Origin of the sequence: Cytobacillus sp. NJ13, assembly GCA_030348385.1 — a bacterium.
GTDB lineage: Bacteria > Bacillota > Bacilli > Bacillales > Cytobacillaceae > Cytobacillus.
The window spans coordinates 3,507,427-3,529,309 of the sequence record JAUCFP010000006.1 but is presented as its reverse complement, the minus strand read 5'-3'; the positions used below and the strand labels follow the sequence as shown (position 1 = coordinate 3,529,309).

Genomic DNA, 21,883 nt, shown 5'->3' with positions numbered 1-21,883 from the left:
GACGTGTTTTGTTCGTTCAGTTTTGAGAGTTCAATCTCTCACATTTTAATACTTTACCTATTATGTGGGCCTATAGCTCAGCTGGTTAGAGCGCACGCCTGATAAGCGTGAGGTCGATGGTTCGAGTCCATTTAGGCCCACCATCTCATATAACGGGGCCTTAGCTCAGCTGGGAGAGCGCCTGCTTTGCACGCAGGAGGTCAGCGGTTCGATCCCGCTAGGCTCCACCAACCATAACGATTCCATTCGTTATTTTTTGTTCCTTGAAAACTAGATAATGTTAATGAAGAAGCAATAACCGAGTAATCGCCATCTTAGTTTTTTTCTCTTATTTTAGTTTTAAAACGAAGTAAGAGCACAAACCATGAGGGCAATGAGAAGCAAGAAGATCAAGGAAGCGACCGAACGAGCACCGGAGCGTACGAGAGTACGTGAGGAGCATAGTGACGGAGCTGACGCAGAGATTCGCCGCTTATCATTGGCCGAAGCAGGTTAAGTTAGAAAGGGCGCACGGTGAATGCCTTGGCACTAGGAGCCGATGAAGGACGGTACTAACACCGATATGCTTCGGGGAGCTGTAAGTAAGCTTTGATCCGGAGATTTCCGAATGGGGGAACCCCCTATCCGTAATGGGATAGGATCTTTACCTGAATACATAGGGTATGGAAGGCAGACCCGGGGAACTGAAACATCTAAGTACCCGGAGGAAGAGAAAGCAAACGCGATTCCCTGAGTAGCGGCGAGCGAAACGGGATTAGCCCAAACCAGGAGGCTTGCCTCCTGGGGTTGTAGGACACTCTACACGGAGTTACAAAGGAACGAGGTAAATGAACAGGTCTGGAAAGGCCGGCCAGAGAAGGTAAAAGCCCTGTAGTTGAAACTTCGTTCCCTCCAGAGTGGATCCTGAGTACGGCGGGACACGAGAAATCCCGTCGGAAGCAGGGAGGACCATCTCCCAAGGCTAAATACTCCCTAGTGACCGATAGTGAACCAGTACCGTGAGGGAAAGGTGAAAAGCACCCCGGAAGGGGAGTGAAAGAGATCCTGAAACCGTGTGCCTACAAGTAGTTAGAGCCCGTTAATGGGTGATAGCGTGCCTTTTGTAGAATGAACCGGCGAGTTACGATTACATGCGAGGTTAAGTTGAAGAGACGGAGCCGCAGCGAAAGCGAGTCTGAACAGGGCGAATGAGTATGTGGTCGTAGACCCGAAACCAGGTGATCTACCCATGTCCAGGGTGAAGTCCAGGTAACACTGGATGGAGGCCCGAACCCACGCACGTTGAAAAGTGCGGGGATGAGGTGTGGGTAGCGGAGAAATTCCAATCGAACTTGGAGATAGCTGGTTCTCTCCGAAATAGCTTTAGGGCTAGCCTCATGTAGTAAGAGTCTTGGAGGTAGAGCACTGTTTGGACTAGGGGCCCCCATCGGGTTACCGAATTCAGACAAACTCCGAATGCCAAAGACTTATCCATGGGAGTCAGACTGCGAGTGATAAGATCCGTAGTCAAGAGGGAAACAGCCCAGACCACCAGCTAAGGTCCCAAAGTATACGTTAAGTGGAAAAGGATGTGGAGTTGCTTAGACAACCAGGATGTTGGCTTAGAAGCAGCCACCATTTAAAGAGTGCGTAATAGCTCACTGGTCGAGTGACTCCGCGCCGAAAATGTACCGGGGCTAAACGTATCACCGAAGCTGTGGATTGACATCTTTCGATGTCAGTGGTAGGAGAGCGTTCTAAGGGCGTTGAAGCCAGACCGCAAGGACTGGTGGAGCGCTTAGAAGTGAGAATGCCGGTATGAGTAGCGAAAGATGGGTGAGAATCCCATCCACCGAATGCCTAAGGTTTCCTGAGGAAGGCTCGTCCGCTCAGGGTTAGTCGGGACCTAAGCCGAGGCTGAAAAGCGTAGGCGATGGACAACAGGTTGATATTCCTGTACCACCTCTTTACCGTTTGAGCAATGGGGGGACGCAGGAGGATAGGGTAAGCGCGCTGCTGGATTAGCGCGTCCAAGCAGTTAGGCCGGTAACGAGGCAAATCCCGTTACCACACAGGCTGAGCTGTGACGGCGAGGGAAATTTAGTACCGAAGTTCCTGATTCCACACTGCCAAGAAAAGCCTCTAGCGAGGGAAAAGGTGCCCGTACCGCAAACCGACACAGGTAGGCGAGGAGAGAATCCTAAGGTGAGCGAGAGAACTCTCGTTAAGGAACTCGGCAAAATGACCCCGTAACTTCGGGAGAAGGGGTGCTCATTAGGGTGCATAGCCCTGATGAGCCGCAGTGAATAGGCCCAGGCGACTGTTTAGCAAAAACACAGGTCTCTGCGAAGCCGCAAGGCGAAGTATAGGGGCTGACGCCTGCCCGGTGCTGGAAGGTTAAGAGGAGAGGTTAGCGCAAGCGAAGCTTTGAATCGAAGCCCCAGTAAACGGCGGCCGTAACTATAACGGTCCTAAGGTAGCGAAATTCCTTGTCGGGTAAGTTCCGACCCGCACGAAAGGCGTAACGATCTGGGCACTGTCTCAACGAGAGACTCGGTGAAATTATAGTACCTGTGAAGATGCAGGTTACCCGCGACAGGACGGAAAGACCCCGTGGAGCTTTACTGTAGCCTGATATTGAATTTTGGTACAGCTTGTACAGGATAGGTAGGAGCCTGAGAAGCCGGAGCGCCAGCTTCGGTGGAGGCGTCGGTGGGATACTACCCTGGCTGTATTGAAATTCTAACCCGCGCCCCTGATCGGGGCGGGAGACAGTGTCAGGTGGGCAGTTTGACTGGGGCGGTCGCCTCCTAAAAAGTAACGGAGGCGCCCAAAGGTTCCCTCAGAATGGTTGGAAATCATTCGCAGAGTGTAAAGGCACAAGGGAGCTTGACTGCGAGACCTACAAGTCGAGCAGGGACGAAAGTCGGGCTTAGTGATCCGGTGGTTCCGCATGGAAGGGCCATCGCTCAACGGATAAAAGCTACCCCGGGGATAACAGGCTTATCTCCCCCAAGAGTCCACATCGACGGGGAGGTTTGGCACCTCGATGTCGGCTCATCGCATCCTGGGGCTGTAGTCGGTCCCAAGGGTTGGGCTGTTCGCCCATTAAAGCGGTACGCGAGCTGGGTTCAGAACGTCGTGAGACAGTTCGGTCCCTATCCGTCGTGGGCGCAGGAAATTTGAGAGGAGCTGTCCTTAGTACGAGAGGACCGGGATGGACGCACCGCTGGTGTACCAGTTGTCTTGCCAAAGGCATCGCTGGGTAGCTATGTGCGGAAGGGATAAGTGCTGAAAGCATCTAAGCATGAAGCCCCCCTCGAGATGAGATTTCCCATAGCGTCAAGCTAGTAAGATCCCTGAAAGATGATCAGGTTGATAGGTCAGAGGTGGAAGCGTGGCGACATGTGGAGCTGACTGATACTAATCGATCGAGGACTTAACCAAGTCATATGGTTATTACTCGGCAAACACTTCTTCATGCATTATCTAGTTTTGAGGGAACGAAGTTTCTTCAACCAAATAGTCCGGTGGCGATAGCGAGAAGGTCACACCCGTTCCCATACCGAACACGGAAGTTAAGCTTCTCAGCGCCGATGGTAGTTGGGGGCTGTCCCCCTGTGAGAGTAGGACGCTGCCGGGCATATGAAAGAGCACCTGATGGGTGCTCTTTTTTGTGTGTTTGGATCATTTACTGAATAACATATCTTATTTGGACTCTCCTTTTTAGGGAATATAATATATGCGCCACTTCGGCCAACATATGAGTCACTATTTCATTTTATGCGCCACTTCGGTTAAAATATGCGCCTCTCTCACTCATATATGTGCCAAAATTGAATGATATGTGCCATTCCTTATTCCACATCTGTTTTTAAAGTCAAATCCGTTCTCAGCAATGTTGAATTGTGCCAAATGCGAGATAAAATCGAATTCCTGCTAGATAAAATCAAAAACCTGTTACATAAAATCCAATACATGCTAGATAAGCAATACGGAAAGCGTCAGATAAATCCCCAGCCAGTTAGCAAGCACCCTTCCACTTTGCTCCCTCCTGAAATGCCCAGCAAAGACTCCAGGTTAATACAAACAAGAAATCAAGGTCACTATACAGCTTAATTTTTCTTATCAGCCAAATACTGATAAATCAAATATGGCCCCTTTGCGGATGTAATCTGTAGAAATGTTTGAATAAAAGGATAGTCTTTATTCGGCATCATTTTGATGAGTTCGCTCCACCATTCTGTTTCATAGCGGGCAATCATGCTTAAGTTATACAGCAGCAGGAAATGAATAAGAAGTTCAGGAAATTCAATCAGGCCGTCTTTAGCAAGCGGAAAGAAAAACTTTCCTGCATCAGGGCTATATCTTAAGGGCTTATAATTATATGTATTCAAGTTTTTTGCAGAAAATTTAAGGTCTAAATCCGCTGACTCCTGAAAGCTTATATTAAAGTCTGATTTTGACTGCAGGTATTCAACAAAGCGGGACTCGGTCATATGAAAGCGATCAAGGATCATTTTTGGCAAAATGAATACTTCCTTTCCCAGCTCTGCTTCAAGAAAAGTAGTTCGGCCCTCTGTCTGGCTGTACAAATAATTAAGCTCGGGAATTTGGCCAAATAACTCTCCCATCGTTGTTTTTTCGCCTTCCAAATGTTTCATGTGGAACAATTTTTCTGCCATATAGGGGAAAAGCCCGCTTTTTTGAAATTTCACTTCGTCCTGAAAAAAATTATATTGCTGCTTTTTTCTTTTCCTGGTGGATACCCCGTGTGCCAAAACAGAAGTGGTCTCCGGATAATTTGGGTCCACTGTGAGTATGCAGGCCTTCACAAGGTGAACAAGTCCATAAAAAAAGAGAATTGGCTTGATAACCAATGGTGCCTTCTCTGCCTGCTCGTAGTATACTTGTCCGTGTTCTAGATAGTATATAAAAGGGTAACTGTTTTCATAGCTCTTTTGTTCAGCCTGATCCAGGTTTTGATTTTGGTAGCATTTCTTTAAAAATTCCTGCGACGTGTTCGCAGAAAAGAAGTATAAAAAGGAGTTTTTAAGGTCAAATGGATGTATCACAGCGAAACCTCCGAATCTTTTGAAAAATCTAACATATCAATCCGTCCTTGACAGTATTTTGTCCAATTGATAACCTACTAATAATATTTTCGAGTCCAGGAGGTCAAAAAAGATGTGGGAAACTAAGTTTGCAAAAGAAGGTTTAACTTTTGATGATGTTTTACTGGTTCCATCGAAATCAGAGGTGCTTCCTCGAGATGTCAGCCTCAAAGTAAATTTGACTGAAAAGATTGCACTCAACATTCCAGTAATCAGTGCCGGAATGGATACGGTAACTGAAGCTGAAATGGCGATCGCTATGGCGCGCCAGGGCGGTTTGGGAATTATCCATAAAAACATGTCCATTGAACAGCAGGCTGATCAGGTGGATAAAGTAAAGCGTTCAGAAAGCGGCGTTATTACTGACCCATTCTTCCTAACTCCAGAACAGCAGGTATTTGACGCAGAGCATTTAATGGGCAAGTACCGGATTTCCGGTGTGCCAATCGTCAATAATACTGAGGAACAGAAACTTGTTGGCATTTTGACTAACCGTGACCTCCGATTCATTCAGGACTATTCGATAAAAATTTCCGATGTGATGACAAAAGAAAATCTTGTAACAGCTCCAGTTGGAACCACATTGGATGAAGCAGAGAAAATTCTGCAGCAGCATAAAATTGAAAAATTGCCGCTAGTGGATGATGAAGGTGTTTTAAAAGGTTTAATTACCATTAAAGATATTGAAAAAGTAATTGAGTTTCCTAACTCGGCAAAAGATGAGCGCGGACGCCTGCTGGCAGGTGCAGCGGTCGGCGTAACCGGCGACACGATGAAGCGTGTTGAGATGCTTGTTAAATCACATGTGGATGTCATCGTAGTGGATACAGCACATGGACATTCAAAAGGTGTACTTGATACCGTACGAGAAATCAGGAACACTTATCCGGATCTGGCCATTATTGCCGGAAACGTTGCAACAGCCGAAGCGACAAAGGATTTGATTGAAGCGGGTGCTGATATCGTAAAAGTGGGAATCGGGCCTGGCTCCATTTGTACCACACGCGTTGTCGCAGGCGTAGGTGTACCGCAGATCACAGCTGTATATGATTGTGCAACTGAAGCACGCAGGCATGGCAAATCAATCATTGCTGATGGCGGTATTAAATATTCAGGCGATATCGTGAAAGCATTGGCAGCAGGCGGACATGCCGTTATGCTTGGAAGCCTTCTAGCCGGTGTTTCCGAAAGCCCTGGCGAAACGGAAATTTTCCAGGGACGCCGCTTCAAGGTATACAGAGGAATGGGTTCTGTTGCAGCCATGGAAAAAGGTTCAAAAGACCGTTACTTCCAGGAAGATAATAAAAAGTTTGTTCCAGAGGGAATCGAAGGGCGCATTGCTTATAAAGGACCTTTAGCTGATACCATTTATCAGCTTGTCGGCGGTATCCGTTCAGGAATGGGCTATTGCGGAACAAAAGACCTTTACGAGCTTCGTGAAAATGCTCAATTCATCAAAATGACTGGTGCGGGACTAAGAGAAAGCCATCCGCATGATGTGCAGATCACAAAAGAGGCGCCAAACTACTCACTATAACCAATACAAAGCAGAAGAGGGAAACCTTTTCTGCTTTTTTTTCGTCTCTGATAAGGATGATGGCTGTTTTTAGCATCCTGCAGCGGAAATCATAGCCAGTTTAACAGAGTCATGTTTATCCTAAAATACCCGGGAATCAAACCTAGGAAAATACTAATGCATAACAATGGGCCAATCATGCCACGGGGCAGGCAGGAATAGGTAATTACTCTATCTATTCTTTGCACCAGAGTTATGATAAAATAACAAAAGTGTATTAAAACGTTGGAGGGCAGTAAAATTGAAGAAAACATTGTACCGTAAGTCTATCGCTGGATTCCTTGCCTTGGTCATGATATTAGGTCTTTTACCTGGTATACATAAAGCTCATGCAGAAGATATCTTAAATATCAATGCAGATGCTGCTATTTTAGTAGATGCAGAGACCGGAAAAATTTTATATCAAAAAAATGCGGATAAAGTACTGGGCATTGCCAGTATGACTAAAATGATGACAGAATACCTGCTTCTTGAAGCCGTTGAAGAAGGCAAAGTAAAGTGGGACCAGGAATATGCAGTAAGTGAATACGTATGGAAAGTTTCACAGGATCGCAATCTATCAAATGTCCCATTAAGAAGAGATGGCAAATACAATATCCGTGAATTGTATGAAGCAATGGCGATCTATTCTGCAAATGGTGCAACCATCGCAATTGCAGAAACGATTGCCGGTTCAGAGACAAACTTTGTTAAAATGATGAACGAAAAAGCTGCAGAGCTTGGATTAAAGGATTATAAATTTGTCAATTCCAGCGGTTTAAACAACCGTGATTTAAAAGGATCTCCTCCTGCAGGCGGCCCTGAAGAAGAAAACGTGATGTCAGCAAAAGATACAGCGATGCTGGCCAAAGAATTGATTAACCGATTCCCTGAAGTATTGGAAACAGCAAGTACCCCTAGAAAGACGTTCAGAGAGGGTACAGACGATGAAATTAAAATGGAAAACTGGAACTGGATGCTTCCAGAGCTAGTATATGGCTATGAAGGTGCGGATGGCCTTAAAACAGGTACGACTGACTTTGCCGGGTACTGCTTTACCGGTACAGCCATGAGAGATGGCAACCGCTACATCAGTGTTGTCATGAACGCTAAAGGTGCGAATGGCCAGGCTACTTACAAATCCAGATTCGATGAAACTAAGAAAATGTTCGACTTTGGTTTCAGCAACTTCACGAAAGAAGAAATCGTTCCTGCCAATTATCAGGTGAAAGGCCAGAAAACAGTGCCTGTAACAAAAGGGAAAGAAGACAAAGTCAAGATTTCTTCTAAAGAGGCAATCGAAATGGTAGTGAGAAACGGTGAAAAAGAAAACTATAAGCCAGTTCTTGTTCTTGATAAAGAGAAATTAAATGAAAACGGCGAATTGACCGCTCCTATTAAAAAAGGAGAAAAAATCGGCTATCTAACGATTGAATCGAAAGAGGACGGGAAGATTGAGTTCTTGTCCGATAAAGGCAAAGGCAATATTCAAGTGGATGTTGTAGCTGCTGAAAGTGTTGAAAAAGCAAACTGGTTCGTGCTGACTATGCGCAGCATCGGCGGTTTCTTCGGGGATGTTTGGGGAAGTGTTTCCTCAACTGTAAAAGGTTGGTTTTAAGAAAAAGGGCTTTCCTGTCTTGACAGGAGCCCTTTTTCATTGCATATTTTCAATAGGGAAACTTCCGGGTAAAATAATCTATTTTCCTTTTTTTGAAAACTGATTTTTATCATAATATTTAACCCATCCAAAGCAGATGGTATTTACGAAGGGGGATAAACATGAAGACAGGTACAGATCGTGTTAAACGGGGAATGGCAGAAATGCAAAAAGGCGGCGTTATTATGGACGTTGTTAACGCCGAGCAGGCAAAAATCGCAGAAGAAGCTGGTGCAGTAGCAGTTATGGCACTTGAACGCGTTCCTTCTGATATCCGTGCAGCCGGCGGTGTGGCACGCATGGCAGATCCGCGTATTATGGAAGAAGTAATGGGTGCAGTTTCAATCCCGGTAATGGCAAAAGCGCGTATCGGCCATATTGTAGAAGCTCGTCTGCTTGAAGCGATGGGTGTCGATTACATAGATGAGAGTGAAGTTTTAACTCCTGCTGATGAAGAATACCATCTTAATAAAAGAGACTACACAGTTCCATTCGTTTGCGGATGCCGTGACTTAGGCGAAGCAGCACGCCGTATTGGTGAAGGTGCTTCCATGCTTCGCACAAAGGGTGAGCCTGGAACTGGAAACATCGTTGAAGCTGTCCGCCATATCCGCAAGGTGAATGCACAGGTGCGCAAGGTTGTCGGCATGAACGAAGATGAATTAATGACGGAAGCTAAGCTTCTGGGAGCGCCATATGAGCTTCTTTTGGAAATCAAGAGCCTTGGACGCCTTCCAGTCGTAAACTTCGCAGCAGGCGGCGTTGCAACACCTGCAGATGCAGCTCTAATGATGGAGCTTGGTGCTGACGGAGTGTTCGTAGGATCAGGCATCTTCAAATCTGAAAACCCTGCGAAATTTGCACGTGCCATTGTGGAAGCAACTACACATTACCAGGACTACAAATTAATTGCTGAACTTTCAAAAGAACTAGGCACACCGATGAAGGGAATTGAAATTTCTTCATTGGCTCCTGAAGCTCGTATGCAGGAGCGCGGCTGGTAAGGAGAATTGAACATGATAAAGGTTGGAGTATTAGGGCTGCAGGGCGCAGTCAGAGAGCATGTTCTTTCTGTAGAAGCATGCGGCGCCGAAGCTGTAGTCATCAAACGCAAAGAGCAGCTTGACGAGGTTGACGGGCTTATCTTGCCTGGCGGCGAAAGCACGACCATGAGACGCTTGATTGATAAATATGATTTTATGGACAGCCTAATGGAGTTTGCGCAATCAGGAAAGCCGATGTTCGGAACATGTGCAGGCTTAATTCTTCTTGCAAATAATATCATTGGCTATGATGAACCGCATATCGGTGTGATGGACGTCCGGGTGGAAAGAAATTCATTTGGCCGCCAGCGCGAAAGCTTCGAGGCTGATCTTGATATTGCCGGAGTGGCAGAAGATTTTGCGGCTGTATTCATTCGTGCCCCTCATATTGTGGAGGCTGGCGAGAATGTTGAAATCCTGGCCAAGCACAACGGCCGGATTGTAGCAGCACGTGAAGGCAGATTCCTCGGATGCTCATTCCATCCTGAACTGACGGATGACCATCGCCTGACAGGCTATTTCGTTGAAATGATCAAAGAGTCCAAGCAAGTAACAATTTGAATATTTTGGTTGCAAAAGGAACATAATTGTAGTACATTATGAATTACAAAATTCTTATAGCTGTAAAGCAATGAGAGGAACTAGTAACAGGAACTTTGTTCTAAAGAGAGCCGGTGGCTGGTGGGAACCGGTGAATAAACCCTGTGAATCCATCCTCGAGCAAAGCATGGAACACCCGGAACTGTCCGGGAAAAGTAAATGCTTTCGGTTAAAACCGTTATGGATTTAAGGTGGAAAGCTCAGGCTTTCAACTAGGGTGGCAACGCGGGTAACTCTCGTCCCTTTTTTGGGGACGGGAGTTTTTTGTGTTTTAAACTATTTTTTAGGAGGTACTAAAAATGCTGGACATTAAGTTTTTAAGAGCCAATTTTGAAGAAGTGAAAAACAAGCTTCAGCACCGTGGCGAAGATTTAACCGATCTTGGAAAATTTGAAGATCTCGATGTAAAAAGACGTGAACTGATAGTAGAAGCAGAACAGCTGAAGAGCAAAAGAAATGAAGTATCCCAGCAGGTGGCTGCCTTAAAGCGCGAAAAGCAGGATGCAGACCATTTAATCGCTGAAATGAGAGAAGTCGGCGATAAAATCAAAGCATTGGATGAGGAGCTCCGCACGGTCGAGGAAGAATTGGACCAATTGCTTCTGAGCATCCCGAACATTCCGCATGAAAGCGTGCCTGTCGGCGAAACAGAAGATGATAATGTGGAAATCCGCAAATGGGGAGAAGTCCGTGAATTTGATTTCGAGCCAAAGCCGCACTGGGATGTTGCGACAGATCTTGATCTCCTTGATTTCGAACGTGCCAGCAAAGTAACAGGCAGCCGCTTTGTATTCTACAAAGGCCTTGGTGCCCGCCTTGAGCGCGCCTTATTCAACTTCATGCTTGATTTGCACACAGACGAGCATGGCTATAAGGAGGTTCTTCCTCCGTATATGGTCAACCGTGCAAGCATGACAGGAACAGGACAGCTTCCGAAATTCGAGGAAGATGCCTTCCTAATTGAAAGCGAAGATTATTTTCTGATTCCAACCGCTGAGGTGCCTGTCACCAATATGCACAGGGAAGAAATTCTGAATGCAGACGAGCTTCCGATTAACTATGCGGCATTCAGCGCATGCTTCCGTTCTGAAGCGGGTTCTTCCGGACGTGACACTCGCGGGCTGATCCGCCAGCACCAGTTCAACAAAGTCGAGCTTGTGAAATTTGTTAAGCCGGAAGAGTCTTATGATGAACTTGAAAAGCTGACTGGACACGCGGAAAAAGTCCTTCAGATGCTTGGCCTTCCATACCGTGTGATGAGCATGTGCACGGGCGATCTTGGATTCACAGCTGCGAAGAAATACGATATCGAAGTTTGGATTCCAAGCTATAACACGTACAGAGAAATTTCTTCTTGCAGTAACTTTGAAGGATTCCAGGCAAGACGAGCAAATATCCGCTTCCGCCGCGAGGCAAAAGGCAAGCCGGAGCATGTGCACACACTGAATGGATCTGGCCTTGCGATCGGCCGCACGGTGGCAGCTATTCTAGAAAATTACCAGCAGGCTGACGGAAGTGTCATCATTCCGGAAGTATTGCGTCCATATATGGGCAAACGCGAAGTAATTAAGCCTTAATTGAAGAGCGGATTTTGATCCGCTCTTTTTTTATAAAAATATTGTTGACATGCTTATTTAGAAATGATATAGTATTTCTTGTCGATGCGGAGGAATACCCAAGTCCGGCTGAAGGGATCGGTCTTGAAAACCGACAGGCGGGTCAAACCGCGCAGGGGTTCGAATCCCCTTTCCTCCTCCATTTTAATTGACATCTAACACGCGCATAAATATTGGAGATACATAAAAAACCGCTGATAACCGCAGCGGTTTTTTTGTTATATGAAAACTTGCAACAAAAAACCGCCGATAATGGCGGTTATTTTTTTAATAATTGAGTTTGTCTTAAGAAGTAAGAAATGCGTTCCACAATCGGCTCAATGGACTGCTCATTCTGAATGATGTCATAATCGTTGATATTCAGGCGCAGGACCGGGCACGCGTTAAAGCTGTTGATCCAATTTTCGTAGCGCTGGTGCATCTCTTCCCAGTAGGAAATAGGCGTCTGCTGCTCCATCGGACGGCCGCGCTCCTGGATGCGGGAAAGAATGTCATCAAGGGATCCCTCCAGATAAATAAGCAAATCAGGGTGCGGGAAATAAGGTGTCATCACCATCGCATCAAATAAGCTGGTGTAAGTTTCGTAATCGACCTTGGACATGGTGCCTTTTTCATAATGCATTTTCGCAAAAATGCCTGTGTCTTCATATATGGAACGGTCCTGAACAAAGCCGCCGCCATATTCGAAGATGCGCTTCTGATCCTTGAATCGTTCAGCTAGGAAATATACCTGCAGGTGGAAGCTCCAGCGGTTGAAATCTGCATAGAATTTATCCAGGTAAGGGTTCGTATCAACCTTTTCGAAAGAGGTTCGGAACCCCAGTGCGTCCGCAAGCGCATTGGTCATCGTTGATTTTCCGACTCCGACGGTTCCGGCAATCGTGATCACGGCGTTTGAAGGAATCTCGTATTTTTGCCTTAGATTCATAAGTGTATGCTCCTCTTTTTTAATGATGTCGACAATGTTTCGAATATATGCATTAAGTCTGCTTCGTTTTTCACAAAATCCAGCTGATCTCCATTGAAACGGATCACTGGAATATCCGGGTGCTGCCTTTCGAACTCATTCATAGCCGTTTCATAATCAAGGGATAATTGCTCGAGATATAATGGACTGATATTCTTCTCAATTTCACGGCCCCTCAGCTCGATTCGGTCGAGCAGTGTTTCAAGGCTTGCATTGAGATAAATAATAACATTTGGCTTTGGCATATCACCCGTCAGAATGTCATAGATCTTCAAATACTTCTGATACTCATTCTGATTTAATGTGCGCTGGGCAAAAATCAGATTCTTGAAAATATGATAATCAGCCACAACAGGCTTATTTTGAGCTAAGTAGTGATTGTTGATATCAACCAGCTGTTTGTAGCGGTTGCAGAGGAAAAACATTTCAGTCTGGAAGCTCCATTCTTCAATGTTTTCATAGAATTTACCCAAAAAAGGATTTTCATCAACAATTTCTTTTAGAAGTGCATACTGAAATTTTTCAGAAATCGCTTTAGCGAGAGATGTCTTCCCAACGCCAATCGGCCCCTCTACAGTAATAAAAGGTATTCCCCCCATATGATCGTCCTCCTGCATTGCTTATTGATCTATAGAAACTATTTATAGGTACGTTCCAAAACGACACAAAGCTTATTTTAACACAGTATGGAGTGGAAGGGATATGGAATTTAAGCTGGAAATATGAAAACAAGCATATAAAATCTGAATAATAAAAAAACAGCTGCCTTTGAGCGGCAGCTGCTGAGAGATCAAGCTCTTTTTGTCACGTTGAAGTTTTCTGTAATCAGAAGCCAATTTTGCGGGAAAGACAGGCCGAGTTTCCAGTAGCTCATACCCCGCAGCTTCAGTTCTTTGATTAAATCAAATTTGGCCTGGATGGAGCGTGCATCCTCAAACCAGACCTCGTGCCTTTTGCCGTCAGGTGCTGTGTAGTTGAAAAATGGCGCCTGCGCCTGGTAATCATATTGAATGGCTACATTATTCTCTGCAGCGATTTGAATGGCCTGCTGCGGACTGACTGCTCTAGCGGTGGTGCCCTGAACAAAAGGAAGTGTCCAGTCATAACCATATAGGTTCTGGCCCATCATAATTTTGGAAGAAGGCATCTCACTGATCGCATACTCCAATACCTGCCGCACAGGGCCAATTGGGGAAACGGCCATTGCCGGACCGCCGCTGTAGCCCCATTCATAGGTCATGATCACCACAAAATCAACTATCTCTCCATGTGCTTTATAATCATGTGCTTCATACCAGAGACCCTGTTGTTCTGCACTTGTTTTCGGCGCCAATGCTGTAGAAATCAGCCAGCCCTCCTGACTGAATCTCGCCTTTGCTTTTCTGAGGAAGTTGTTATAGGCTTCCCGGTCCGCCGGGCGCAAAAACTCAAAATCAAAATGAATATCCCTGAAACCATACTTTTTTGCGGTAGCGGTTATGTTATCAAGGAATGCATCCTGAATCTCCATATCATTTAACAATATCCTGCCGAGTTCATCACTGAACTGATCGTTTTCCTGATTGGTAATAACCATCATCAATACATTATTATTGGCTCTCGCAATAGCCGGGAAATCATTCAGAAGCGGCTCCTTCAAAGAACCATCTCGAAGGGCCTGGAAACTGAATGGTGCCAGATAGGTCAAATAAGGCGCAGCCTCTCTTGCGCTTTCTACCAGTTCAGGGGCGACTGTATCGCCTCTTGGCTCCACATAGGCATTGAACTCTGCGTTCGTTTTCGGGCGTGGCGGGATATAAAGGCGGAACCCCACCTGCAGCGGCTGGTTCACCGAAATGCCATTGACAGATGCGAGCTGCTGATAAGAAATGCCGAACATTCTTGAAATTGAGTAAAGGCTGTCACCGGGCTGAACCCAATAAAATCTTCCAATTATCGGAATAACAAGTGTCTGGCCGATCACCAGATTATTTGGATTGGGAATTTCATTTGCCTCTATCAGATCTTCAACCGTCGTACCATATGCCTGGGCAATGCCGAACAAAGACTGGTTTTGCTGGATCACATGAATCTGCAATCTATCTCCCTCCCTGAAAAACACGTCTTAGAACACTACTGCCATTTTATGAAGGAAACATAGAAGAAATGTTATAATTGTTGTCAGAGAAGGAAGATATATTGGCCTTTAATACGTTTTCCATCATCTTTAAGGTATTTTCATTATCGTGGTCATCATTAGAAGCGGTGCAGTCATGCGGTATATGTAAATGATATTCTCTCATATAGGCATCATTGGCCGAAAATAGGACGCAGATATTGCCCGCGATGCCCGTTATGACAAGCATATTGACGCCGAGCTGGTGCAGAAGAGTATTTAAGGCAGTGCCATAAAAAGCGGAATGCTTTGGCTTTATTAAAAAATAATCATCCGGCGATGGGTGCATCTCATGAAGGATAGGTGCACTGACAGAATTGCGGCAATGATTCATAATTGTATCCAGATCAGCCTGCCAGAGATTATAATGATCATTCACATAAATGACCGGGAGATCCTGCTCATGAAAAGCGGTCTTTAATTCATTGATGGGTTTTGCGATATTTAAAGCTTTGTCAGCAAGGATTTTTCCATGGTGAAAATTAAAGTCGTTAATCATGTCAATAATGATAAGAGCCGGTTTACAGGTTTGCGTTATTTTTCATGGTATCGCTCCTTTAAGAATATTTTTTGTAAAAGGGGCGGCTTTTACACAGATGTTAAGAGAAGGAATGAAGATAAATGAGGCAAGCATCATTCACTGAAGATGAACTGTATATGCAGGAGGCCATTAAAGAAGGAAAGCTGGCGGAAGGTCTGGAAGAAGTTCCAATTGGCGCAGTCATTGTCCTGGATGGGGAAATCATTGCCCGGGCACATAACCTGAGAGAAGTGAATCAGACTGCGATTGCGCATGCAGAATTGCTTGCTATTGATCAGGCATGCAAAAACCTCGGAACCTGGCGGCTGGAGAATGCTGTTCTTTATGTTACTTTAGAGCCTTGTCCGATGTGCTCGGGATCCATTATTCTCTCGCGCATCAAAAAGGTGGTGTATGGGGCTAAGGATCCAAAGGGAGGGTGTGCCGGAACGCTTATGAATCTACTGCAGGATGAGCGGTTCAATCATCAGAGTGAAGTTGTGCCAGGGGTGCTGGAAGAAGAATGCGGCGAGATGCTTTCGAGCTTTTTCAGAGGGTTGCGAAAGCGCAAGAAAGAAGAGAAAAAAAGAAGGCAATTGCTGCAGATGGAACATGATACAGGAATTGACAATGGTTAGGCATTGCTTTTTCATCTAAATGTTAGTATACTTATAAATGCGTCGGACAAAGACGCAACTTAATATGGTATCAACTTTGCCGTGCTAGGCGGGGAGGTAGCGGTGCCCTGTACTCGCAATCCGCTCTAGCGAGGCTGAATCCCTTCCCGAGGCTGATGTCCTGTAGGGCCTGCCTTAAGTAAGTGGTGTTGACGCCCGGGTCCTGCGCAATGGGAATCCATGAATCATGTCAGGTCCGGAAGGAAGCAGCATTAAGTGGAAGCTCCCATGTGCCGCAGGGTTGCCTGGGCCGAGCTAACTGCTTAAGTAACGCCTATGGGCGTCAGTCGACGGAAGGTGCACGGCAGTTTATATTGTAATTAAAACTCATCCTTTTGCGGGATGGGTTTTTTGTTGTAATTATTTGCTCTAGGTTTTGTAAAAAGGAATTTAGATACGTTATAATAGATGAAGGACTATACATAGGAAGGGGGCGTGTCAGTGAGTTATCAAGCTTTATATCGTGTTTGGCGTCCGCAGCAGTTTATCGATGTTGTCGGGCAGGAACATGTGACAAAGACTTTGCAAAACGCCCTGCTTCAGGAGAAGATATCACACGCCTATTTGTTTTCCGGCCCCCGCGGAACAGGTAAAACAAGTGCAGCAAAAATTCTTGCAAAGGCTGTTAACTGTGAGAAGGCACCTGTCACTGAACCGTGCAATGAGTGTGCAGCCTGCAGAGGCATTACAGACGGTTCGATCCCTGATGTCATTGAAATTGATGCTGCATCCAATAATGGTGTAGAAGAAATCAGGGATATCAGGGACAAAGTGAAATATGCCCCAAACGCTGTAAAGTATAAGGTTTACATCGTCGATGAGGTGCATATGCTTTCCATTGGAGCTTTCAATGCCCTGTTAAAGACGCTTGAAGAGCCGCCTAGGCATGTCATTTTTATTTTAGCCACAACGGAGCCTCATAAAATTCCGCTAACGATTATTTCCCGATGCCAGCGATTTGATTTTAAACGGATTACGGCTCAGGCGATAACAGGAAGAATGAAGCTGATTGCGGATGAAACAGATGCAGCATATGAGGACCAGGCACTGCAGATCATCGCGAGAGCTGCAGAAGGCGGTATGCGTGATGCTCTTAGCTTGCTTGATCAGGCAATTTCCTTCAGCCAGGATCGCGTTACAATTGAAGATGCCCTGTCTGTGACAGGCGCTGTGTCGCAAGGGTTTCTAAATAAACTGGCAAGAGCGGTTAAAGACAGGGATGCCGCGTCCGGGCTGGAATTTCTGGAAGAGCTTCTTTTTCAGGGGAAAGATCCATCCCGCTTTATAGAAGACTTTATTCTGTATTACCGGGATATGCTTTTATATAAAGCAGCACCGAGGCTGGAGGAATCATTGGAAAGAGTCATGCTCGATGAAGACTTCCAGCAGCTTGCCCAGGAAGTGGAGCCGGAAGAGCTCTATGAATTGATTGGGGTGCTGAACAAAGCCCAGCAGGAAATGCGATGGACCAACCATCCGAGGATTTTCCTGGAAGTGGCGATTGTGAAGCTGTGCCAGCTTGAACAGAATGAGAAATCCGGACAGTCTGCAGACATCAAGCCGCTGATGCAAAAAATTGAACAGCTTCAGCATGAGCTGTCGGAATTAAAGAAAAACGGCATAACGGTGAAAGATGATGGAGCTCCTGCTGTACAGAAAAAGCCGCAGAGAAGTTCACGCAAAGGATTCCAGGCACCAGTTGGAAAAGTGAATGAAGTACTGAAGCAGGCAACGAAAAACGACCTGGTGGCTGTCAAAAGCCGCTGGGGCGAAATGCTGAACCTGCTTGTTCAAAACCAGATGCGTTCCCAGGCGGCGCTTCTCAATGAAGCAGAACCTGTTGCCGCATCTGAAACAGCTCTTATCGTAAAGTTCAAATATGAAATCCACTGTCAGATGGCCATGGATAATGCGAAATTCCTGGATACACTGGCGAATGTCCTATTTGAGCTATTAGGAAAAAGATTGCAGCTGGTAGGCATTCCGGATGAACAATGGCAAAGTGTCAGGGAGGATTTCCTGCGCAGCCAGCGTGACGGAGATGAGTCTGGCGAGGGCTTCGGCAGAACTGAGGAAGAGCCCCATGTGGCTGAAGCGGTCAAGTTATTTGGCGCTGAACTAATTGAAATTAAAGAATAGAAAATAGCTGGAGGTATGTAAAATGCGCGGTGGAATGGGAAATATGCAAAATATGATGAAGCAAATGCAGAAAATGCAAAAGAAGATGGCTCAGGCACAGGAAGAGCTTGGCGAAAAAAGAATTGAAGGAACAGCTGGCGGCGGAATGGTGACTGTCGTTGTATCCGGACATAAACAAGTATTAGAAGTAAACATTAAAGAAGAAGTTGTTGATCCGGAAGATATTGAAATGCTTCAGGACCTTGTTCTGGCGGCAACTAACGATGCGCTGAAAAAAGCGGATGACTTAACAAACGACACAATGGGCCAATTTACTAAAGGAATGAACCTGCCGGGAATGTTTTAATCAAACGTCCTGAAAGAGTGCTTTCTTGCATGTTTTATCTATAATAGAGATATGCACGAAAGAACGGACAGGCTGAGCGCCAGCGAACATAGTCTGATGGGAATCTACATCAGGCCGTCATGCTCGCGGCGCTTTTCCTTTTCATATAGGAGGAAATCATACATGCACTATCCTGAACCGATATCAAAGCTGATTGACAGCTTTATGAAATTGCCCGGAATCGGCCCAAAAACGGCTGCGCGTCTGGCGTTTTTTGTTTTGAGTATGAAAGAAGATACTGTGCTGGATTTTGCCAAGGCACTTGTCAATGCGAAAAGAAATTTATCTTACTGCTCTGTCTGCGGCCATATCACTGATCAGGATCCGTGTTATATTTGTGAGGATCAGAGACGCGACAGGTCAGTAATCTGTGTGGTCCAGGATCCGAAAGACGTTATTGCCATGGAAAAGATGAAGGAATATAACGGACTGTATCATGTCCTTCACGGAGCCATTTCTCCAATGGATGGAATTGGGCCTGAAGATATCAATATTCCTGATTTATTGAAGAGGCTTCAGGATGAAACAGTCCAGGAAATTATTCTTGCCACCAATCCAAATATTGAAGGGGAAGCAACAGCCATGTATATCTCCCGCCTGATCAAGCCATCCGGCATAAAGGCTACCCGGATTGCCCATGGCCTGCCAGTAGGCGGAGACTTGGAATATGCGGATGAAGTAACGCTTTCAAAAGCGTTAGAGGGCAGAAGAGAAGTTTAAGCACGGAGGCTGAATTTATGTTTTTTCGCAGGAAAGGATGGCTTCGCAGCGAGTTTGATGAGAAGCTTTTGGAGCAGCTGAACAGATTGAAAACAGATTGGAACAACCAGAAATCGCTAGTGGAAAAAAGCTTTGATCCTTCCCCGGAAGCAATCAGCCAGGCAAAGCTGGCCGAAGCTAAATACTTTTTTCTATTCAGGGAAGCTAAAAAGAGAAATGTAAGAGTCAGAATGTAGTTTGTTCCCGTTGCGGAAAGAAAATCAATCATTACAAAATACTTGTCCTCCTCTAAGGTCTTTTTTGTACGCGCTAATCATAAATTAGTAGTACAAGTTTCCTGAGAGGAGGATTTTTCTTTTGGACCCTATTGCAGTAATCTCCATTTTAGGAGGGTTAATCTTATTGCTTCTATTTATAGGAGCCCCATTAAAACCAGTAAGGTTCATAGGGCAGGGAGCCATTAAACTGATCATAGGAGCCCTCTTTTTATTTTTCTTAAATGCATTTGGCAATCAGGTTGGCATATATGTTCCCATAAACCTTGCCACTTCGGCCATTTCCGGATTTCTAGGCATTCCTGGATTGTTTGCGCTTGTTGCCATACAGACATGGATTATGTAATTGGGCAGCCGTTCGAAGCGGCTGTTTTTATTTATTAAATTTTTTTAGTGAATCTGTTGACAGTTCTTTTTGCTGGTGATAATATATTAAAGGTCGTCACCACGACGCAATGAAAAAACATCTTAAAAAAGATGTTGACATTGATTTATGAGAATGATATATTAATAAAGTCGCTTCTGAGCGACGGATTGATCTTTGAAAACTGAACGAACAAAAACGTCAACGTTAATTCTTTAGTCTTTTTTGAAAAGACAATTTATGAGCTTAATCAACTCTTATATGGAGAGTTTGATCCTGGCTCAGGACGAACGCTGGCGGCGTGCCTAATACATGCAAGTCGAGCGGACAGATGGGAGCTTGCTCCCTGAAGTCAGCGGCGGACGGGTGAGTAACACGTGGGCAACCTGCCTGTAAGACTGGGATAACTCCGGGAAACCGGGGCTAATACCGGATAATTCTTTCCCTCACATGAGGGAAAGCTGAAAGATGGTTTCGGCTATCACTTACAGATGGGCCCGCGGCGCATTAGCTAGTTGGTGAGGTAACGGCTCACCAAGGCGACGATGCGTAGCCGACCTGAGAGGGTGATCGGCCACACTGGGACTGAGACACGGCCCAGACTCCTACGGGAGGCAGCAGTAGGGAATCTTCCGCAATGGACGAAAGTCTGACGGAGCAACGCCGCGTGAGTGATGAAGGTTTTCGGATCGTAAAACTCTGTTGTTAGGGAAGAACAAGTACCGGAGTAACTGCCGGTACCTTGACGGTACCTAACCAGAAAGCCACGGCTAACTACGTGCCAGCAGCCGCGGTAATACGTAGGTGGCAAGCGTTGTCCGGAATTATTGGGCGTAAAGCGCGCGCAGGCGGTTCCTTAAGTCTGATGTGAAAGCCCCCGGCTCAACCGGGGAGGGTCATTGGAAACTGGGGAACTTGAGTGCAGAAGAGAAGAGTGGAATTCCACGTGTAGCGGTGAAATGCGTAGAGATGTGGAGGAACACCAGTGGCGAAGGCGACTCTTTGGTCTGTAACTGACGCTGAGGCGCGAAAGCGTGGGGAGCAAACAGGATTAGATACCCTGGTAGTCCACGCCGTAAACGATGAGTGCTAAGTGTTAGAGGGTTTCCGCCCTTTAGTGCTGCAGCAAACGCATTAAGCACTCCGCCTGGGGAGTACGGCCGCAAGGCTGAAACTCAAAGGAATTGACGGGGGCCCGCACAAGCGGTGGAGCATGTGGTTTAATTCGAAGCAACGCGAAGAACCTTACCAGGTCTTGACATCTCCTGACAACCCTAGAGATAGGGCGTTCCCCTTCGGGGGACAGGATGACAGGTGGTGCATGGTTGTCGTCAGCTCGTGTCGTGAGATGTTGGGTTAAGTCCCGCAACGAGCGCAACCCTTGATCTTAGTTGCCAGCATTCAGTTGGGCACTCTAAGGTGACTGCCGGTGACAAACCGGAGGAAGGTGGGGATGACGTCAAATCATCATGCCCCTTATGACCTGGGCTACACACGTGCTACAATGGATGGTACAAAGGGCTGCGAGACCGCGAGGTTAAGCGAATCCCATAAAACCATTCTCAGTTCGGATTGCAGGCTGCAACTCGCCTGCATGAAGCCGGAATCGCTAGTAATCGCGGATCAGCATGCCGCGGTGAATACGTTCCCGGGCCTTGTACACACCGCCCGTCACACCACGAGAGTTTGTAACACCCGAAGTCGGTGGGGTAACCTTTTGGAGCCAGCCGCCTAAGGTGGGACAGATGATTGGGGTGAAGTCGTAACAAGGTAGCCGTATCGGAAGGTGCGGCTGGATCACCTCCTTTCTAAGGATATTTACATGAAACGTGACGTGTTTTGTTCGTTCAGTTTTGAGAGTTCAATCTCTCACATTTTAATACTTTACCTATTATGTGGGCCTATAGCTCAGCTGGTTAGAGCGCACGCCTGATAAGCGTGAGGTCGATGGTTCGAGTCCATTTAGGCCCACCATCTCATATAACGGGGCCTTAGCTCAGCTGGGAGAGCGCCTGCTTTGCACGCAGGAGGTCAGCGGTTCGATCCCGCTAGGCTCCACCAACCATAACGATTCCATTCGTTATTTTTTGTTCCTTGAAAACTAGATAATGTTAATG

The 21,883-nt window shown here is 46.0% G+C and carries 17 protein-coding genes, 5 tRNA genes, 3 rRNA genes, 1 other RNA gene and 1 other annotated feature; of the genes, 21 read left to right on the top strand and 5 right to left on the bottom strand.

From position 1 onward, the window contains the following. Positions 1 to 66: 66 nt before the first annotated feature. The 5 genes from QUF73_17705 to rrf all read left to right on the top strand — a co-directional run bounded on the left by QUF73_17705 (position 67) and on the right by rrf (position 3,622). Positions 67 to 143 (top strand) — tRNA-Ile (locus tag QUF73_17705). 11 nt (positions 144 to 154) lie between these two features. Further along, a tRNA-Ala gene (locus QUF73_17700) sits at positions 155 to 230 on the top strand. A 134-nt stretch (positions 231 to 364) separates the two neighbouring features. Beyond that, the gene (locus tag QUF73_17695; protein ID MDM5227963.1) at positions 365 to 496 is read left to right on the top strand and encodes a hypothetical protein; all 132 of its coding nucleotides are present in this window, start codon (positions 365 to 367) and stop codon (positions 494 to 496) included. Continuing rightward, positions 491 to 3,426: ribosomal RNA gene (locus QUF73_17690) — 23S ribosomal RNA — on the top strand. The genes QUF73_17695 and QUF73_17690 overlap by 6 nt, the downstream gene beginning before the upstream one ends. A gap of 79 nt (positions 3,427 to 3,505) precedes the next feature. Then, positions 3,506 to 3,622: ribosomal RNA gene (rrf, locus tag QUF73_17685) — 5S ribosomal RNA — on the top strand. Positions 3,623 to 4,094: 472 nt separating this feature from the next. Here the strand turns inward: rrf and QUF73_17680 are convergent. Beyond that, the gene (locus QUF73_17680; protein ID MDM5227962.1) at positions 4,095 to 5,054 is read right to left on the bottom strand and encodes a YaaC family protein; all 960 of its coding nucleotides are present in this window, start codon (positions 5,052 to 5,054) and stop codon (positions 4,095 to 4,097) included. A gap of 112 nt (positions 5,055 to 5,166) precedes the next feature. Between QUF73_17680 and guaB the strand changes: the two genes are divergently transcribed. The 6 genes from guaB to QUF73_17650 all read left to right on the top strand — a co-directional run bounded on the left by guaB (position 5,167) and on the right by QUF73_17650 (position 11,706). Further along, positions 5,167 to 6,630: an IMP dehydrogenase gene (guaB, locus tag QUF73_17675; protein ID MDM5227961.1), complete on the top strand. Its 1,464-nt coding sequence runs from the start codon at positions 5,167 to 5,169 to the stop codon at positions 6,628 to 6,630. Positions 6,631 to 6,961: 331 nt separating this feature from the next. Then, entirely contained in the window at positions 6,962 to 8,266 is a 1,305-nt protein-coding gene (locus QUF73_17670; protein MDM5227960.1) for a D-alanyl-D-alanine carboxypeptidase family protein, read from the top strand. Between the two features lie 161 nt (positions 8,267 to 8,427). Continuing rightward, positions 8,428 to 9,309 (top strand): pyridoxal 5'-phosphate synthase lyase subunit PdxS, encoded by an 882-nt coding sequence (gene pdxS, locus QUF73_17665; protein MDM5227959.1) that lies wholly within the window; start codon positions 8,428 to 8,430, stop codon positions 9,307 to 9,309. Between the two features lie 12 nt (positions 9,310 to 9,321). Then, positions 9,322 to 9,909, top strand: a complete 588-nt coding sequence (gene pdxT, locus QUF73_17660; GenBank protein ID MDM5227958.1) for a pyridoxal 5'-phosphate synthase glutaminase subunit PdxT — start codon at positions 9,322 to 9,324, stop codon at positions 9,907 to 9,909. Positions 9,910 to 9,970: 61 nt separating this feature from the next. Continuing rightward, positions 9,971 to 10,195: a binding site (T-box leader), on the top strand. A 52-nt stretch (positions 10,196 to 10,247) separates the two neighbouring features. Further along, positions 10,248 to 11,525, top strand: a complete 1,278-nt coding sequence (gene serS / locus QUF73_17655) for a serine--tRNA ligase (GenBank protein MDM5227957.1) — start codon at positions 10,248 to 10,250, stop codon at positions 11,523 to 11,525. Between the two features lie 88 nt (positions 11,526 to 11,613). Next, positions 11,614 to 11,706, top strand: a tRNA-Ser gene (locus tag QUF73_17650). Positions 11,707 to 11,823: 117 nt separating this feature from the next. Here the strand turns inward: QUF73_17650 and QUF73_17645 are convergent. The 4 genes from QUF73_17645 to QUF73_17630 form a co-directional block, all read right to left on the bottom strand. Further along, complete coding sequence (locus QUF73_17645; protein ID MDM5227956.1) at positions 11,824 to 12,492, bottom strand: deoxynucleoside kinase; 669 nt, start codon at positions 12,490 to 12,492, stop codon at positions 11,824 to 11,826. Continuing rightward, on the bottom strand, positions 12,489 to 13,130 hold the full coding sequence (locus tag QUF73_17640) for a deoxynucleoside kinase (protein MDM5227955.1): 642 nt from the start codon (positions 13,128 to 13,130) through the stop codon (positions 12,489 to 12,491). Before QUF73_17640 ends, QUF73_17645 begins: the two co-directional genes overlap by 4 nt. 191 nt (positions 13,131 to 13,321) lie before the next feature. Further along, positions 13,322 to 14,608, bottom strand: coding sequence for a glycoside hydrolase family 18 protein (locus QUF73_17635; protein MDM5227954.1), 1,287 nt, complete (start codon positions 14,606 to 14,608; stop codon positions 13,322 to 13,324). Between the two features lie 46 nt (positions 14,609 to 14,654). After that, positions 14,655 to 15,224, bottom strand: a complete 570-nt coding sequence (locus QUF73_17630; protein MDM5227953.1) for an isochorismatase family cysteine hydrolase — start codon at positions 15,222 to 15,224, stop codon at positions 14,655 to 14,657. 83 nt (positions 15,225 to 15,307) lie between these two features. On the opposite strand from QUF73_17630, the gene tadA reads away from it, so the two are divergent. The 10 genes from tadA to QUF73_17580 all read left to right on the top strand — a co-directional run bounded on the left by tadA (position 15,308) and on the right by QUF73_17580 (position 21,827). Continuing rightward, positions 15,308 to 15,844 (top strand): tRNA adenosine(34) deaminase TadA, encoded by a 537-nt coding sequence (tadA, locus tag QUF73_17625; GenBank protein MDM5227952.1) that lies wholly within the window; start codon positions 15,308 to 15,310, stop codon positions 15,842 to 15,844. A 79-nt stretch (positions 15,845 to 15,923) separates the two neighbouring features. Beyond that, an RNA gene (gene ffs, locus QUF73_17620) (signal recognition particle sRNA large type) lies at positions 15,924 to 16,188 on the top strand. 136 nt (positions 16,189 to 16,324) lie between these two features. Next, positions 16,325 to 18,022: a DNA polymerase III subunit gamma/tau gene (gene dnaX, locus QUF73_17615; GenBank protein MDM5227951.1), complete on the top strand. Its 1,698-nt coding sequence runs from the start codon at positions 16,325 to 16,327 to the stop codon at positions 18,020 to 18,022. 22 nt (positions 18,023 to 18,044) lie between these two features. Then, a complete protein-coding gene (locus QUF73_17610; GenBank protein MDM5227950.1) occupies positions 18,045 to 18,368 on the top strand; it encodes a YbaB/EbfC family nucleoid-associated protein in 324 nt (107 codons plus the stop codon). Positions 18,369 to 18,530: 162 nt separating this feature from the next. Next, on the top strand, positions 18,531 to 19,127 hold the full coding sequence (gene recR, locus QUF73_17605; protein MDM5227949.1) for a recombination mediator RecR: 597 nt from the start codon (positions 18,531 to 18,533) through the stop codon (positions 19,125 to 19,127). A 17-nt stretch (positions 19,128 to 19,144) separates the two neighbouring features. Further along, a complete protein-coding gene (locus QUF73_17600; protein MDM5227948.1) occupies positions 19,145 to 19,363 on the top strand; it encodes a YaaL family protein in 219 nt (72 codons plus the stop codon). A gap of 121 nt (positions 19,364 to 19,484) precedes the next feature. Continuing rightward, positions 19,485 to 19,748, top strand: coding sequence for a pro-sigmaK processing inhibitor BofA family protein (locus QUF73_17595; protein ID MDM5227947.1), 264 nt, complete (start codon positions 19,485 to 19,487; stop codon positions 19,746 to 19,748). A gap of 276 nt (positions 19,749 to 20,024) precedes the next feature. Then, positions 20,025 to 21,574, top strand: a 16S ribosomal RNA gene (locus QUF73_17590). Between the two features lie 89 nt (positions 21,575 to 21,663). Further along, positions 21,664 to 21,740: transfer RNA gene (locus tag QUF73_17585), tRNA-Ile, on the top strand. Between the two features lie 11 nt (positions 21,741 to 21,751). Then, a tRNA-Ala gene (locus tag QUF73_17580) sits at positions 21,752 to 21,827 on the top strand. Positions 21,828 to 21,883 lie beyond the last annotated feature (56 nt).